The sequence below is a fragment of the Selenomonas sputigena genome (assembly GCF_026015965.1).
Classification (GTDB): domain Bacteria; phylum Bacillota; class Negativicutes; order Selenomonadales; family Selenomonadaceae; genus Selenomonas.
On sequence record NZ_CP110383.1, the window covers coordinates 98,406 to 113,084 of the forward strand.

Annotated in this window: 14 protein-coding genes; all 14 read left to right on the forward strand. The window is 61.1% G+C overall.

The genetic code is table 11. The features are described 5' to 3' along the window. Positions 1–27 precede the first annotated feature (27 nt). Complete coding sequence (locus OL236_RS00490; protein ID WP_265070940.1) at positions 28–1,554, forward strand: glycosyltransferase; 1,527 nt, start codon at positions 28–30, stop codon at positions 1,552–1,554. Positions 1,555–1,558: 4 nt separating this feature from the next. After that, on the forward strand, positions 1,559–2,899 hold the full coding sequence (gene rfbH, locus OL236_RS00495; RefSeq protein WP_265070941.1) for a lipopolysaccharide biosynthesis protein RfbH: 1,341 nt from the start codon (positions 1,559–1,561) through the stop codon (positions 2,897–2,899). 69 nt (positions 2,900–2,968) lie between these two features. Then, complete coding sequence (locus OL236_RS00500) at positions 2,969–4,270, forward strand: glycosyltransferase family 9 protein (protein ID WP_265070942.1); 1,302 nt, start codon at positions 2,969–2,971, stop codon at positions 4,268–4,270. Between the two features lie 68 nt (positions 4,271–4,338). Further along, on the forward strand, positions 4,339–5,148 hold the full coding sequence (locus OL236_RS00505; protein ID WP_265070943.1) for a hypothetical protein: 810 nt from the start codon (positions 4,339–4,341) through the stop codon (positions 5,146–5,148). Then, a complete protein-coding gene (locus tag OL236_RS00510; protein ID WP_265070944.1) occupies positions 5,145–5,828 on the forward strand; it encodes a glycosyltransferase family protein in 684 nt (227 codons plus the stop codon). The genes OL236_RS00505 and OL236_RS00510 overlap by 4 nt, the downstream gene beginning before the upstream one ends. A 14-nt stretch (positions 5,829–5,842) precedes the next feature. Next, positions 5,843–6,931 (forward strand): CDP-glucose 4,6-dehydratase, encoded by a 1,089-nt coding sequence (gene rfbG, locus OL236_RS00515; protein WP_265070945.1) that lies wholly within the window; start codon positions 5,843–5,845, stop codon positions 6,929–6,931. After that, complete coding sequence (gene fliB / locus OL236_RS00520; protein WP_265070946.1) at positions 6,928–8,352, forward strand: flagellin lysine-N-methylase; 1,425 nt, start codon at positions 6,928–6,930, stop codon at positions 8,350–8,352. Before rfbG ends, fliB begins: the two co-directional genes overlap by 4 nt. A gap of 121 nt (positions 8,353–8,473) precedes the next feature. Further along, entirely contained in the window at positions 8,474–8,920 is a 447-nt protein-coding gene (locus OL236_RS00525) for a universal stress protein (RefSeq protein ID WP_006190680.1), read from the forward strand. Between the two features lies 1 nt (position 8,921). Continuing rightward, positions 8,922–10,679 carry a methyl-accepting chemotaxis protein gene (locus OL236_RS00530; protein WP_265070947.1) on the forward strand — a complete coding sequence of 586 codons (1,758 nt, stop codon included), beginning with the start codon at positions 8,922–8,924 and terminating at the stop codon, positions 10,677–10,679. After that, positions 10,676–11,167 (forward strand): deoxycytidylate deaminase, encoded by a 492-nt coding sequence (locus OL236_RS00535; protein ID WP_009646319.1) that lies wholly within the window; start codon positions 10,676–10,678, stop codon positions 11,165–11,167. The genes OL236_RS00530 and OL236_RS00535 overlap by 4 nt, the downstream gene beginning before the upstream one ends. Before the next feature lie 241 nt (positions 11,168–11,408). Then, positions 11,409–12,236, forward strand: coding sequence for a UDP-3-O-acyl-N-acetylglucosamine deacetylase (gene lpxC / locus OL236_RS00540; protein ID WP_265070948.1), 828 nt, complete (start codon positions 11,409–11,411; stop codon positions 12,234–12,236). A gap of 83 nt (positions 12,237–12,319) precedes the next feature. Continuing rightward, positions 12,320–12,763 (forward strand): 3-hydroxyacyl-ACP dehydratase FabZ, encoded by a 444-nt coding sequence (gene fabZ, locus OL236_RS00545; RefSeq protein WP_006190687.1) that lies wholly within the window; start codon positions 12,320–12,322, stop codon positions 12,761–12,763. 221 nt (positions 12,764–12,984) lie between these two features. After that, a complete protein-coding gene (lpxA, locus tag OL236_RS00550) occupies positions 12,985–13,848 on the forward strand; it encodes an acyl-ACP--UDP-N-acetylglucosamine O-acyltransferase (RefSeq protein ID WP_006190689.1) in 864 nt (287 codons plus the stop codon). Positions 13,849–13,866: 18 nt separating this feature from the next. Beyond that, positions 13,867–14,673: an LpxI family protein gene (locus OL236_RS00555; RefSeq protein ID WP_265070949.1), complete on the forward strand. Its 807-nt coding sequence runs from the start codon at positions 13,867–13,869 to the stop codon at positions 14,671–14,673. Positions 14,674–14,679: the final 6 nt, after the last annotated feature.

Below are 14,679 nucleotides of genomic sequence, written 5' to 3' on the forward strand. Positions count from 1 at the left end.
ATGGGTGAAAGGACGGAGCGTGCATGGATGAATAAAGAAAAGAGGGAAGAGGCGATGAAGGATCAAGAAATCCAGCCTCAGAACGAAGTCGTGCAGGACGCGAAGAAGATCGCCGTCATTGTCGCACGCCAAGGAGAGGAACTTCCTCAGGATCTCCTGATGTCGATTCGACTTTTGGAGCAGCCGGCGGGCTTCATGATGGAACTCGTCGAAGTCGAGGGCAAGGCCGGCATGGCGGCGGCATACGGACAGGCGATGGAAGCGAGCGACGCGAAGTACAAGGTCTATCTCGATGAGCGCGTGCGCATCCTGGACTCGCATCTCTTGGTGCGCCTCGTCCGCCTCTTTGAAAAGCACATCGATCTCGGCATACTCGGTGTTTCAGGCACGAAGCGCCTGCCGCCCGACGGCATCGCCTTTCATTCGACGCGGCGCATCGGCGCCCTCCGGCTTGCCGAGGGTGCGCGCACGGTGTCCTGGGGGCGGGTGCTCGGCGAGATGGAGAATGTGCTCGCCGTCGACGGCTTCCTCATGGCGACGCAGGTCGATCTGCCGTGGCGCGAGGATCTCTTTCATGGCGCGGCGTTCTTCGATGCGGCGCAGTGCCTGGAGTTCCGTCGTCAAGGGCTGCGCTCTGCCGTCGTGGGACAGGAGGAGCCGCTCGTGGAGTTCTTGGGTGAAAGCTTCCCCGCGGACGAGAAAGGAAGGCAGGCGTTCCTTGCGGAGTACGCGACGGAGGCTCTGCCTTTGGTGAGCATCATCATCCCGACGCACGAGAGACCGGAACTTTTCAAGCAGGCGCTCGAAAGTGCGCTCGCGCAGACGTATCGCAATATCGAGGTCATCGTCAGCGACAACAGCGAGGATGCGCGGACGGAAGAGCTGATGAAGGCCTATGCCGACGATGAGCGCATACACTATACGCATGATGCAGGACTCCCCGCCATGCAGAATTGGGTGAGGCCGCTCGAACGAATGCGCGGTGAGTATTTCGCCTATCTTTTCGATGACGACCTCTATGCGCCCGAGAAGATCGAGCGCATGGCGGACGCTTTGAGCATGGAGGACGGCATTGCCTTCGTGACCTCGCATCGCTGCGCCATTGACGAGGCGGGAAACATCGTCCCCGATCCGGCGATCGACCCCTTGCCCGTCGAGGAAACCGCACGCATCCCGGGCGATTTGGCGATCTGCGGGCTTCTCGAAAAGCAGGCGAACTTCATCGGAGAGTATACGACTGTTCTGTTGCCGCGCTCGGCGAAGGAAACGGTGCGCGAGGTTCTGACGGAGGAGCCTCGAAGTGCGCTGGTCGATGTCGAGTGCTGGATTCGCCTGCTGGAGAAGGGCGATCTTCTCTACATCGTCGATACGCTCAGCTACTTCCGCAAGCATGAGGGGCAGTCGAGCAATGATCCTGCCATCCACGCTGCATGCGCGCGCGCTTGGGCGAAGCTCTTGCGCGAGCGTGCGGCGCAGGAGAGCGGCATGAGACGCAAGAAGATGTTCGAACAGGCGGAACTCATCGAGATGTTTTTGCGTGCGAGAGGGAGATGACGTTATGAAAGAAAGAGAAGAGAAGCGTCAGGAACTTCATGACAAGATCCTCGCGCTCGTGCGCGAGTACGCCGACGAATACCACAAGCCTGAGCCATGGACGAAGGGCGCACGCATTCCCTACGCGGGGCGCGTCTACGATCACGAGGAGATGGAAGCCCTCGTCGACAGCTCTTTGGAATTCTGGCTGACGGCGGGACGCTATGCCGTACAGTTTGAAAAGGGGCTGGCCGCATTTCTCGGCACGCGTCACGCGCTTGCCGTCAATTCGGGTTCTGCGGCGAACTTGCTGGCGTTCATGGCGCTGACTTCACCGCTCCTCGGCGAGCGCGCCGTGCGCCCGGGCGATGAGGTCATCACGGTCGCGGCGGGCTTCCCGACGACGGTCGCGCCGATCATCCAGTACGGCGCCGTGCCCGTCTTCGTCGACGTGACGATCCCGCAGTACAACATCGACGTCACGCGGTTGGAAGAGGCGCTGTCGCCCAAGACGCGTGCCGTCATGCTCGCGCACACGCTCGGCAACCCGTTCGACCTTCGGGCGGTCAAGGCATTTTGCGAAAAGCATGGGCTTTGGCTCGTCGAGGACAATTGCGACGCGCTCGGTTCGCGCTATGAGATTGACGGCAAGCAGTGCTATACGGGCACGGTCGGCGACATCGGCACGTCGAGCTTCTACCCGCCGCACCACATGACGATGGGCGAGGGCGGTGCCGTCTATACGAAGGACGCGCTGCTCTTCCGCATCCTGCGTTCTTTGCGCGACTGGGGGCGCGACTGCATCTGCCCGCCGGGCGAGGACGGCTTCTGCGGCCACCGCTTCGACGGGCAGTACGGCAAACTGCCGAAGGGCTATGATCACAAGTATGTCTATTCGCACTTCGGCTACAATCTCAAGGTCACGGATATGCAGGCGGCGGTCGGCTGCGCGCAGCTCAAGAAGCTGCCCTCCTTCGTCGAAAAGCGCAGGCAAAACTTTGCACGCCTCAAGGCGGCGCTTCAAGGTATCGAAGAAAAGCTCATCTTGCCCGAGCCGTGTCCGCACAGTGAGCCTAGCTGGTTCGGCTTCCTCCTGACCTGCCGCGAGGGCGTCGAAAGAGAGCCAATCGTCCGTGCCCTCGAAGCGCACGGCATACAGACGCGCATGCTCTTCGCGGGCAACCTCGTCAAGCATCCGTGCTTTGACCGCCTACGTGAAGCGAAAAGTGGCTACCGCGTCGTCGGCGAGCTTTCGGCGACCGACCGCATCATGCGCGATACCTTCTGGCTCGGCGTCTACCCGGGCATGGCGGCGGAGCAGATTGACTATATGGCGGAGGTCCTGCACAGCGTCCTCAAGGGGTAGAGAAAATTGCGGCGCGGCAGGGAAGCGGATTCGTCAGCGGCTTTGCACCTTGCTAGTACAGGAGGATTTATGAAAACGATACTTGAGTCATTCGAGGCCTTTGGCGAGCGCCTTTCGCCCGGTGCGCCATTTCCCGCGCAGGATTTCGTGCGCGTCATGGAGCCTGTCTTTGCGGCGGAAGGGTACCGCACACCGCGCACCGCAGGCGAGAAGATGCAGATGCTCGTCATCATGGATGCGGGCGTCGGCGACTTCCTGTGCTTTTCGGGCGCTCTGCGCGAGCTTCGCCGCCTCTATCCTGCGGCGGCGATTACGCTCATGATCTTTCCGCCGGGATTCAAGCTTGCCGAGCAATGTCCGTACATCGACTTCCTGCTCGGCAATGAGCAGCTTCCCGTGCTGCGTCATGTGTCGGAGCTTTTTGCAGCGCACGCCGGGTATGCGGCGGAGCATCTTTTGGGGCAGCGCTTCGATCTCGCCTTCGTATTCGGGCACTATGCGAGCGCCTACCTTCTCGCCTACATGGCAGGCGCGAAGGAGCGCATCGGTCATATAGGCGATTTTTCGGCAGGCGGACTTTCACGCGAGAACTGCGCGGCGCTTTTGACGCGCCCTTTGGAAAAGCCCGTGCATCCCTTGCACATGGCTGATCTTTGCTTCGATGTGCTCGATCAGATGCTTGCCGCACCCGTGGCCGATCGTTCGCTGGAGCTTTGGCTGACGAAGGAGGACATCGCGGGCGTGCGCGAAAAGCTCTCATATCTCGGAGCACCTTCGGCAGGGCGAAAGCTCTTCGCCATCGGTCTGGGCGGCAGCACGCGGCGCAAGCATTGGCCGCCCGCCGCTTACGCTGCATTCTTGCGCCTGCTTTTGACAGAGGAGAGCGAGGCGTTCTTCCTGCTCCTGGGCGGCAGGGACGATGCGACGGAAGCGGCGGAAGTAGCCCGTGCGCTCGGCGAGGAGCGGGCGCTTTCCCTCGCGGGCGCGCTCGACTTTCGCGAGACGGCTTCTGCCGTCACGCTCTGTTCGACGTACATCGGCAACGATACGAGCCTCCTGCATATAGCGGCGGTCATTGGTCTGCCCGTGCTGGAGATCTGTTGCTACGGCGCCGATCTGCCGCTCGATGAAAAGGCGATTCCCATGCACCATTATCCGTACCGCACGGCTGCCGTCGTCGTGCAGCCCGCAAGGGCTCTGGCGGATTGCGCCGAGGAGCCGCGCGATGCTTACGGCTGCAAGCACACGGGGGAAGCGCACTGCATCGCCTCGATTGCGCCTGCGACGGTGCTCGAAGCGTATCATCTGCTGCTGCAGCAGGCGGCGACGGGGAAGCGGCAGCCGCTTTTCGTCTGTGAAGAAGAGGCGTGACGGCGTGCACGCTGCCGGACGTGGTAGCGCATGGAGATAAAGTGCTGACGCAATGAGGAGACGATACGATGCTCGATATGCCCTTCAATGAAGCCGTTTATGGGGAAATGGCGGCATTTTTCTCGGAGAAGGATGCCGGAGATATCTTGCTTTTCGGCATGGCGAGCGCTTGGGAGGAGCGCTTCCGGCAGGATTTTCCGAGCGATGTGTTTCAGACGGCTTCGCTGCATACGGAGGTGCCGGAGACCTGGCACGGCAGCTTTTCTCTGATCGTCGCGGCGCCCGGCATTGAGGAAGTGGCTGCCGTGGAGAGCCTGCTCGAATATCTGCATGTGCTTCTCACGCCCGGCGGCGCTCTGATCGTGCCCTTTCGCAACGTCTGCCACTGGAGCGTCTTTCAATCGTGGTGCGACGGTGAGATGCGTTACAGTACGAATCCTCTGCTCAGGGGGCAGGGCAGGCTCTTTTCTTTTCCTGAAATCATACGGCTCGCGAAGCTCTCGCACTACGAAGCTTTGAGCGTGAGAAGAATCGCGGAGGCCGGGGAGCCGCAGCTGCTTCGGCTGCTTCGCGAATGCGGTGCAGAAGATGAGGGGAAAAATCCCGAGATCGCCTGGTGGATCATCCACATGACGGCAATCCCGATGGGCATCGTGCGGCTCAAGGCGCGCTATACAGCAGAGGTGCGTCATCTGCTGGCGCGTCTTCTGCACCGCCTCGAAAACGGCGTGGAGGAAGAGGCATCGCTCGTATCGCTGCGGCAGCTGCTTGTTGAAAACGGCATCGAGGCCGGCTATCTGGAAGAATTCGTCAAGAGTGTTGCGGCGGACGCTGCGAGGCTGATTGACATCCTGCGCAAGGAGGGACTGTTCGGATGAACGGGGACGCGAAGAAGATCGCCTTCATTGCCTGCGTGAACGATGAAGAAATGTATGAGGAAAGTGTGCGCTATCTGCGCCATCTGGAAGTGCCGCAGGGCTTTTCCGTCGAGCTCGTACCCGTGTACGGCGCCTCGTCGATGACGGCGGGCTATGAGGCGGCGCGGCGCGCGACCACGGCGCGCTTCAAGGTTTACATGCATCAGGATATTCTGCTGACGGAGAAGAGGCTCATCCCCCGTATGCTGGAAATCTTCCGCCTGCGCCCCGAAGTCGGACTCATCGGCTTTGCGGGCTGCCGTCATATCCCGGACAGCGGCGTCTGGTGGGATTCGAAGGAGTGCTATGGCTCGGTCTGGCATGTTCGTGAGCCGGAGTCCATGGAATTGGTCAGCCGCCTTGCTGTGCCGGACGAAGGCATCGAGGTGGCGGCGCTCGACGGTATCTTCCTGGCGACGCGGACGGATGTGCCGTGGCGCGAAGATATTTTCATGGGCTGGCACTTTTATGACATTTCGGCTTCCATGGAGTATCGGCGGCGCGGCATGCGCCTCATGATTCCGCGTTTTGAAAAGCCGCCGTGCATCCATGAGACGGGGCGCAAGCGCCTTGATGACGCATGGGAGACGGCGCGGCAGGTCTTTCTTGCCGAATACGGAAAAGAATTGCAGCATGGCTGAGAGGGGGAGCGCAGATGAAGAAAATGACGCGGCAGGATGACCTTGCCTTTTATCGCGGCAAACGCGTGCTTTTGACGGGGCATACGGGCTTCAAGGGGATATGGCTCTCGAAACTGCTGCTCGGCGCAGGAGCGCAGCTTACAGGATTTTCGCTCGCTTCGCCGACGGCGGACGGCGCACGGCTCTTTGAGAAGTTGAAGCTAGCGGAATCCATGCGCTCGATCGAGGGCGATGTGCGCGATCTCGCATCTCTTCGCGCGGCCTTTCGCGAGGCTCGTCCCGAGATCGTCGTGCATCTTGCGGCGCAACCGCTCGTGCGCGAGAGCTACCGCACGCCCGTCGAGACGTATGCCGTGAACGTCATGGGAACGGCACACGTCCTCGAATGTGTGCGGGAAAGCGATACGGTCAGATCCTTTCTCAATGTGACGACGGACAAGGTTTACGAAAACAAGGAATGGGAGTGGGGCTACCGCGAGGACGAGCGTCTCATGGGCTTCGACCCGTACTCAAACAGCAAGAGCTGCTCAGAGCTCGTAACGGCGAGCTATCGTCAGAGCTTCTTCGCGGACGGCGGCGTGCGCATCTCGACGGCGCGCGCGGGCAATGTCATCGGCGGCGGAGACTTCTCGCCCGAGCGCATTGTGCCCGACTGCATCCGCGCGGCGAGCGAAGGGCGCGCCGTTGTCCTCAGAAATCCCGCATCGACGCGGCCCTATCAGCATGTCTTGGAGCCTCTCTCTGCGTATTTACGCATCGCGCATGCGCAGGCATGCGATGCGTCGCTCGCCGGAAGCTACAACGTCGGGCCTGCGGACTCCGACTGCGTGATGACGGGCGAGCTGGCCGAGCTCTTCTGCCGCGCTTGGGGCGAGGGTGCTTCGTGGCGTGCTGAGGAGGAGTGTGCCGCGCCGCACGAGGCGGGATTTCTGAAGCTCGACTCCTCGCGCATCAAGGCGCATCTCGGCTGGCAGCCGCGCTGGCACATCGAGGAAGCGATCGCGCATACCGTCGATTGGGCGAAGGCATGGCGGGCAGGCGAGGACGTCGGTGACGTCATGGAGGCGCAGATTGCCGCCTACTTCGAGGAGGCGGAGGCGTGAATCGACAGGATGAGTGCTTGAAAAAGGTTGCGGCACGGGGGCTGGAGAGCGATGAAGGCGACGGGAAGGGCGCTGCGTCCATCTTCGCGCCTGCCGCCGCGTCGCGACTGTGCCTGCAGCCCGTTTACATGCGCCGCTTCGTCTGCGACGGCAGCCGATGCGGCTCGCTCTGCTGCTGCGCGAAGTGGGGCGTCGCGCTCGATGCGGCGACATTGGCGCGCTATGAGGGGCGGCCGGAGCTTCTGCACGAATTGAAAAAAGGCTTGGAACGCAGCGAGGCGACGGGCGGCTGGATCATGCGCCACGAGAACGGACGCTGCGTTTTTTTGCGCGCTGACGGACTTTGCTCGCTGCAGCGACGCTTCGGCATCGGCGCGATCTCCGACGTCTGCGCTGAGTATCCACGCAAGATGCACGAGGTTGGCGATACGCTTGACCGCGCCCTGTGCCTGAGCTGTCCTGTGGCGGCAGAGGAAGTCTTGTTCACCGAAGAGCCGCTGGCGTTCGAGTGGATGGAATTTGCCGCACCGCGCCCCGATTATGTTGACCGCACGCCGCTTGGCGCACCACTGTCGGCGGCGGCCTTCCGCAGCCTGCAGCTTGCCGGAATCGCGCTCTTGACCGAGCGCCGTCTCTCGCTCGACGCGCGTCTCGCGGCGCTCGGACTCCTGCTCGCGCGCGCCGAAGCGTATGTCGAGCAGGGGGCGGCGGAAGATCTGACAAGGGACGTCGCCGCCATCGCCGATGCCGCCGCAGGGGAGGCAAAGGCTCTCCTCGCGGCGAATCCCTTCGACGCGGCGCTGTATCTGCGCTTCTTCCAACGGCTCTTTCCTGCTCTGGCAAAGGCGACGAAAGATGATTTGCCCGAAACAGCGGCATATTTGGCGAGGATTCGCAGACTCTTCGGCGAAGGGGACGGCGATGTGCCGGGAGAACGGGCAGATGCGGCGCATACGGGCGCGGCGCAGTCTCGGCAAAGCGGCATCGCCGCTTTTTTGGAACGGCGCAGACAATATGCGAAGAGCATCCATTCAAAGTACGGCAATGCTTTGGAGAACTGGCTCGTCAACGAATTTATGCTCGGACGCTACCCTCTGACAGGAGGCACGAGCTTTCTGGCAAACTATGAGGTCTTCGTCGTGCTTTACAAGCTGCTGGAGTTCCTGCTTCTTGTGGATGCCTCGCTCGATGGGGGCGGTGTGTCTGCGCCGCACAGCGTGGTGCGGACGGCTTTTGCTGGCGTGGAGAGTGCAGAAGACGAGGATGATCGTACAAAGAAGTGCATCCTTGCCGCTGTCGAATGGCTTGCCGTGCGCACGAATCACTTTTACGGTTATATCGATGCGTTGGCGGAAGAGATCGCCCGCCTGTTGCCCGGCGGGCGTTTGCTTAGTTTGCTTGATGGCGAGCACATTGTTTAATCAACGCAGCAGGGTGCGGGAAATTGGCAGCTAAGCCGCAGAAAAAAGAGGAATTTTTCCCTTCGTTGGCGAAATAAGAAAATACTTATGGGAGTTTGGGAAATTCCGGGAGGTAAGCAAGATGATGGATTTTAAGGACAGCGAGATTCGGCGGATTCTCGTGCCTTATGATGGTTCGGAGCAGGCGCAGCAGGCCGTGCGGCAGGCGGCGCACATCGCGCGGCTGCAGGGGGCGACACTCATGCTGCTCTCGGTCGTCGATCTCAATGCCGAGGTCGCGGCCTTCGAGCGCGTGAGCATGGACGGCTATGATCCTGCGGCTCTGAAGGAGGGCGCTTACAAGGAGCTGGCGAAGATCCTGCGGGAGGTGCCCGCAGACATCCGCACGAACAGCGTGGTGGAACTTGGCTCGCCCGCCGAGGTCATCGTGGAGACGGCGGACGATGAAGGCTACGACCTCGTCGTCATGGGCAGCCGCGGTCTCGGCCGTCTGACGGGATTCTTGATGGGCAGCGTCAGCCAGTATGTGCTGCAGCACGTCCACTGCCCTGTCATGGTGGTTCGCTGATATGCAGAACGACAAGAAAAAAAGCTTCCTTTCCCGATTCTTTCAGAGCAAGGATGACGCAGCGCGACTGAGGCGCGGCGTCGTCCTTTTTGCGGTCTTTTTCCTCGCAGCGTTCCTCGCGCTCGGCTATCGCGCCTACGACAGCGCACGCACGTCGAACGCGACGATCTGGAAGGAGAAGGTCGACGCTGACATGCGCGGCATTCTCTTGCTGATCGACTCGACGCATCCCGGCGATTGGACGGTGCAGGACGGACGCATCTACAAGGGAGGCAGACTGCTCAACGATAATGGCAGTTTCGTCGATCACTTGAAAGAGGTTACGGGATCGGACGTCGCTCTCTTCGTCGGCGAGCAGTGCGCATCCTCGACGTACGAGACGAGCGGTAAGAGGCTCGTCGGACAGAAGGCGGATGCCGCCGTCACGAGGATCGTGCTCACGGGCTGTACGCCGTATCTCGGTCGCTCCGATTTCGGCGGCGGGCGACCCATCGGTTCGTATCGTACGCTCTTCGATGCGGACGGCGAGGCGGTCGGCATGATTTTCGTCGGCGTGCCCGAGGCGGAGGAGGAACGCTCGCTCGGCGCACTGACGAACTCCATGACTCTGGCGGGGTTGCTGCTGCTCTTGCTCGTGCTCACGGGATTGGGGCTTCTGCTCGCTTATGCCGGGCGCATCGCACTCCCGCTGCAGGGGCAGAAAGAAGAGGAACAGGTTCCTTTGCCAGAGGTCTCGGATGTTCCTGCAGGTGAAGTGCTTGCCGCGCAGGAATTGGGGACGCCTCAAAGAGATGCAGCGTTCGAGGCCGTGCCATCGGAGACGCTTTCGCGCATGGGCGCCTTTTGCACGAAACTTCTCGCGGGGGCGCGGGAGCAGGCGCAGGCGATGGAGTCGGCTCTCGCACAAGCGGGGACATTGAAAGAGCGGGCGGAGAAAGCGGCTTCGGTGCTCGCCGAAGCCGCGGACGGCATGGACGAAGACGCGTCGGACGAAGCGCAGAAAGAAGCCGAAGAAGTGCGCCGTCAATTTGGCGAGAGCCGGAGGGCGGCGCACGATGCGGCAGAGCGCACGAACGCGCTCGCGAAGGAGTTGAAGGCGGCGGACGAGATGGCGCGCGATCTGGGAAAACGTGCAGCGGCGATCGGCGATACGCTCGCCGAAGTCGCGGAGCTTGCGAGCCAGACGAACCTCCTCGCGTTTAACGCGGCGGTCGAGGCGGCGCGTGCGGGTGATGCGGGCAGGCGCTTCGCCGCTGTCGCCGACGAGGTGCGCCGCCTGTCGGAGGATGCGGGTAAGCTTTCCACAAATGCGGCAGAGCTTCTGACGGCGCTCGCCGGCGACGTCTCCAAGGCAGCCGAGGCCATCGAGGCGGGCGGCCGAGGCGCACGGGAAAACCGCACGGCGCTTCGTGCGCTCGCCGATACGGCGGCGCGCCTGGAGGAGGCGGCAAGGCGCACGGCAAGACGCGGAAGTGGGACGGCAAGATCCCTGCCGGCGCTCGTCGAGGCGCGTGCGCTGCACGAGAAGATGGCGCAGGATGCGGGGAAACTCCTCGCAATCAAGGAGGGCGAGGAAGCGAAGATCGCCGAACTGCACGCCGCTGCCGACGGCCTGCGCGCCCTTCTGGGCACGGTTCTGCCGACGCTTGGAGCGGCGGGCGGCACGGATGAAACGTCTGAAGCGGGGGAAGCGAGCGACGCGGATGCCGCAGACAGCGCGACGGAATCGTCTGAGATGCGAGGGGAGGAAAAGCCATGATCATATCGTGGGATGAATACTTCATGGGCATCGCCCTTTTTTCCAAGTACCGCAGCAAGGATCCGCACACGCAGGTTGGCGCCTGCATTGTCAACGAGGACAAGCACATCGTCGGCGTCGGTTACAACGGTATGCCCAACGGCTGCTCCGATGCGGAGTTCCCGTGGGGCAGCACGGGCGAGTTCGGCGACAAGAAGTATGCCTATGTCGTGCATGCTGAGCTGAACGCCATATTGAACGCGAGCACCTCCTTGAAGGGCTGCCGCATCTACACGTCGCTCTTTCCCTGCAACGAGTGCTGCAAGGCGATCATCCAAAGTGGCATCAAGGAGGTCATCTACCTGTCGGACAAGTACGCGGCGACCGACAGCACGCGCGCCTCGAAACGCATGTTCGCTGCTGCCGGCGTTCACTATCGGCGGCTGGAAACGGACATCGAAGAGCTGCCCGTGAATTTTGCGCTGCCAAAAGGCGAGCAGGAAGGATGAATAGTGCGCCGCCCTTACCAGAAACCTAGCCAATCAGTCTGCACCCTTCGGGTTTGACTTCTTGGGGTTTCATGGTACAATAATAAAATGTTGAAACGGATTCTACTGAAAAGCCGCCTAATAACTATTATGCGTCCTTATTTCATGGTACAATAATAGAACGTTGAAACGGAGGGCTGCATTTGGCAGCTGCGACTTTATATTGCCGGCTTTTGCATTTTCCAGCGGAGGAGGATTTCTATTGCCCTTTCAGACGACGATCGCCCGGCGCGTTGATTACGACGGCGTGGGGCTTCATTCCGGCGTCCTCGTGCATCTCTCGCTCCTGCCGGCGCCTGTCGATGCGGGAATCGTCTTCGTGCGCAAGGATGTTGCGGGCGAGCCGAAGATTCGCGCGACCGCGCCGCATGTGACGTCGACGGTGCGCGCGACGACGCTCTCTGAGGGCGGCGTGCGCGTCTTCACGGTCGAGCATCTGATGAGTGCGCTCGCGGCGTTCGGCATCGACAACTGCTTTGTCGAACTCGATGCCGAGGAGCCTCCCGTCGCGGATGGCTCCTCGCTCGTCTTTTTCTCTCTTTTGAAAGAAGCGGGGAAGGTGCAGCAGGAAAAGGAGCGGCAGGAGATCGTCATCGACCGCGTCTACCGCATCGACGACGGCGAACGCTTCCTCGTTGCCGTTCCCTATGGCGGCGGCCTGCGTGTGAGCTTTACGTCGCTCAATGAGCATGCGCTCGTCGGCACGCAGTACCGGGATTTCCTCGTGCGAGAGGACGCTTACGAGAAGGAAATCGCCCCTGCGCGTACGATTGCTTATGAAGGCGAGGTCGAGGCGCTGAAGAAAGCGGGACTCGGACTCGGCGGCACGCTTGAAAACGTCATCGTCTACAACGATGAGCGCTGGCTCAACGAGCTGCGCTTCCCCGACGAGCTTGTGCGCCACAAGATCCTCGACCTCATCGGCGATCTGCGTCTCGCGGGCTTCGTGCGCGGGCATATTCTCGCCGTGAAGTCGGGTCATGCGCTGAACGCGCAGCTCGCGAAGGCGCTCTGCGCCTCGCTGGTGTGAAAGCGCAGAAAGGTGTTTCTGCTTACGGTGAAATCCGGTGCATTTCGTGTCGGTTCCAATTAAGAAAGAAGGAGCGAAACTATATGATTTTGGACATCAATGAAATTCAGAAGATCCTGCCGCATCGCCCGCCGATGCTTCTCGTCGACCGCATCATCGAACTCGTGCCGTTCGAGTCGGCGACGGGCATCAAGTGCGTGACGATGATGGAGGACTTCTTCCGCGGTCATTTCCCCGGCTCGCCGATCATGCCCGGCGTGCTCCTTCTGGAGGCCATGGCACAGGTCGGCGGCATCACGATGCTCTATCCCGAGGAGAACCGCGGCAAGCTCGCACTCTTCGGCGGCATGGAGGGCGTGAAGTTCAAGAAGCCCGTCGTGCCTGGCGATCAGCTCGTGACGAAGGCGAAGATCACGAAGGTGCACGGCGACTTTGGCAAGCTTCATGCCGACGGCTACGTCGACGGTGTGCTCGTCGCCAAAGCGGACTTCACCTTTGCCCTGCAAAGAGCTGAAAATCTCTCTTAAGGGGCAGATTTGCCGGGAAAATGAGTGCCAGTCTTTTATCAACCCCCGAAAATTGCCGATTTTGCCTGAATATCACAGGCAAAAAACGACAGGATTTGCAGGATTATAACAATATGGCGCTTTATCCGCACAGGAATCGCGGATAGTTTCAGCGATTTCTATAGAAAGCATAGATTGAAAATCCTGTCAGCTCTTTTCGAGTGGAATAAGGGGTGGAAAAAATGATGGACAGCAAAGTAGTGGCATATATCCACGAAACAGCGGTCGTAAGCCCTCGTGCCCATGTGGCGAAGGGCGTGGAGATCGGTCCGTATGCTGTGATTGAAGAGAATGTGACGCTCGCTGAGAACGTCAAGGTCGGTGCGCACGCCGTCATCGGTGCGAACGTTTCGATCGGCGAGGGCACGCGCATCGAGCCGCATGCCGTCATCAACAGTTGGACGAGCATCGGCAAAGACAGCCATATCTTTCAGTTCGCTTCGGTCGGCGCGGAGCCGCAGGACTTGAAATTCAAGGGCGAGAAGAGCTATACGATCATCGGCGACCGCACGACGATCCGCGAGTATTCGAGCATCCACCGTGCGACGGGCGAGGGCGAGGAGACGCGCATCGGCAGCGACAGCCTGCTCATGGCTTGCACGCATGTCGCGCACAACTGCGTCGTTGGCAATCATGTCATCATGTCGAACGCGGCGATGATCGCAGGCCACGCCATTGTCGAAGATCGCGCGGTTCTGGGCGGCATGTGCGGCATTCACCAGTTCGTGAAGATCGGCCGCAACGTCATGATCGGCGGCATGTCGAAGATCGTGCAGGACTGCGTGCCCTACACGATCGTCGACGGTCATCCGGCGCGCGTCGTCGGACTCAACAGCGTCGGAATCGCGCGTGCGGGCATCGCGGTCGAGGCGCGGCGAAATATCAAGCGCGCCTACAAGATCCTCTTCCGCTCGGGCTTGAGCCTCGCACAGGCGATCGCCGTCATCGAGCAGGAGGTCGAGACGTCCGAAGAGGTCGAGCATTTCCTGCGCTTTTTGCGCAACGTGGACCGCGGCATCTGCCGCGAGCGCCGCGAGAACGAATAGAAATCGGAGGGAAAATCTTTGGAAAAGATCGGTCTTTTGGCCGGCGTGGGGCGATTGCCCGTCGTCTGCGCACAGGCGGCGAAGGCGCTCGGCATCGAGGTAAGCGCCGTTTCGCTTCTCGCGGGCACGGATAAAGAACTTGCGGAAGTCGCTTCCGATCATCGCGCGATTAACGTCGCACAGCTCGGCGCGATCATCGACTACCTCAAGGAGCGCGGCGTGACGAAGGTGACGCTTCTCGGCAAGGTTACGAAGGAGCTTCTCTTTGCGGGCAGCCACGAGCAGCCCGACATGCGCATGATGCAGCTCCTGATGTCGCTGCCCGACAAGAAGGACGACACGATCATGCTCGCCTTCGTCAGGGAGCTTGCGAAGGAAGGCTTGGAAGCCTTCGATCAGACGGCTCTCTTAAAGACGCTGATGCCGCCCGCGGGCACGCTGACGAAGCGTGAACCTACCGCAGAGGAACGCGCCGATATGGAAATGGCGCTCGCCATGGCAAAGGAGATCGGCCGGCTCGACATCGGGCAAACCGCCGTCGTCAAGGCGAAGGCGGTCATGGCGCTCGAAGCGATCGAGGGGACGGACGCCTGCATAAGGCGCGGCGGGGAGCTTTCGGGCGGCGGCGCTGCCGTCGGCAAGGCGGCGAAGCCCCAGCAGGACATGCGCTTCGATGTGCCGGCGATCGGCACGGCGACGATCGAGTCGATGATCGCCGCCGGGGCGAAAGCCCTCGCCATCGAGGCGGGCAAGGTACTCGTCGTCGATCAAGCGAAGGTCACGGCGCTCGCTGACGAAAACGGCATAGCGATCGCGGCGATTTGACGATTT

Excerpts from the sequence above, each read along its gene's own strand:
- OL236_RS00510 (WP_265070944.1), top strand. The coding sequence starts at position 5,145 with ATGAACGGGGACGCGAAGAAGATCGCCTTCATTGCCTGCGTGAACGAT.
- OL236_RS00530 (WP_265070947.1), top strand. The coding sequence starts at position 8,922 with ATGCAGAACGACAAGAAAAAAAGCTTCCTTTCCCGATTCTTTCAGAGC.
- rfbH (WP_265070941.1), top strand. The coding sequence starts at position 1,559 with ATGAAAGAAAGAGAAGAGAAGCGTCAGGAACTTCATGACAAGATCCTC.
- fabZ (WP_006190687.1), top strand. The coding sequence starts at position 12,320 with ATGATTTTGGACATCAATGAAATTCAGAAGATCCTGCCGCATCGCCCG.
- OL236_RS00505 (WP_265070943.1), top strand. The coding sequence starts at position 4,339 with ATGCTCGATATGCCCTTCAATGAAGCCGTTTATGGGGAAATGGCGGCA.
- OL236_RS00535 (WP_009646319.1), top strand. The coding sequence starts at position 10,676 with ATGATCATATCGTGGGATGAATACTTCATGGGCATCGCCCTTTTTTCC.
- lpxA (WP_006190689.1), top strand. The coding sequence starts at position 12,985 with ATGATGGACAGCAAAGTAGTGGCATATATCCACGAAACAGCGGTCGTA.
- rfbG (WP_265070945.1), top strand. The coding sequence starts at position 5,843 with ATGAAGAAAATGACGCGGCAGGATGACCTTGCCTTTTATCGCGGCAAA.
- OL236_RS00490 (WP_265070940.1), top strand. The coding sequence starts at position 28 with ATGAATAAAGAAAAGAGGGAAGAGGCGATGAAGGATCAAGAAATCCAG.
- OL236_RS00500 (WP_265070942.1), top strand. The coding sequence starts at position 2,969 with ATGAAAACGATACTTGAGTCATTCGAGGCCTTTGGCGAGCGCCTTTCG.
- OL236_RS00525 (WP_006190680.1), top strand. The coding sequence starts at position 8,474 with ATGATGGATTTTAAGGACAGCGAGATTCGGCGGATTCTCGTGCCTTAT.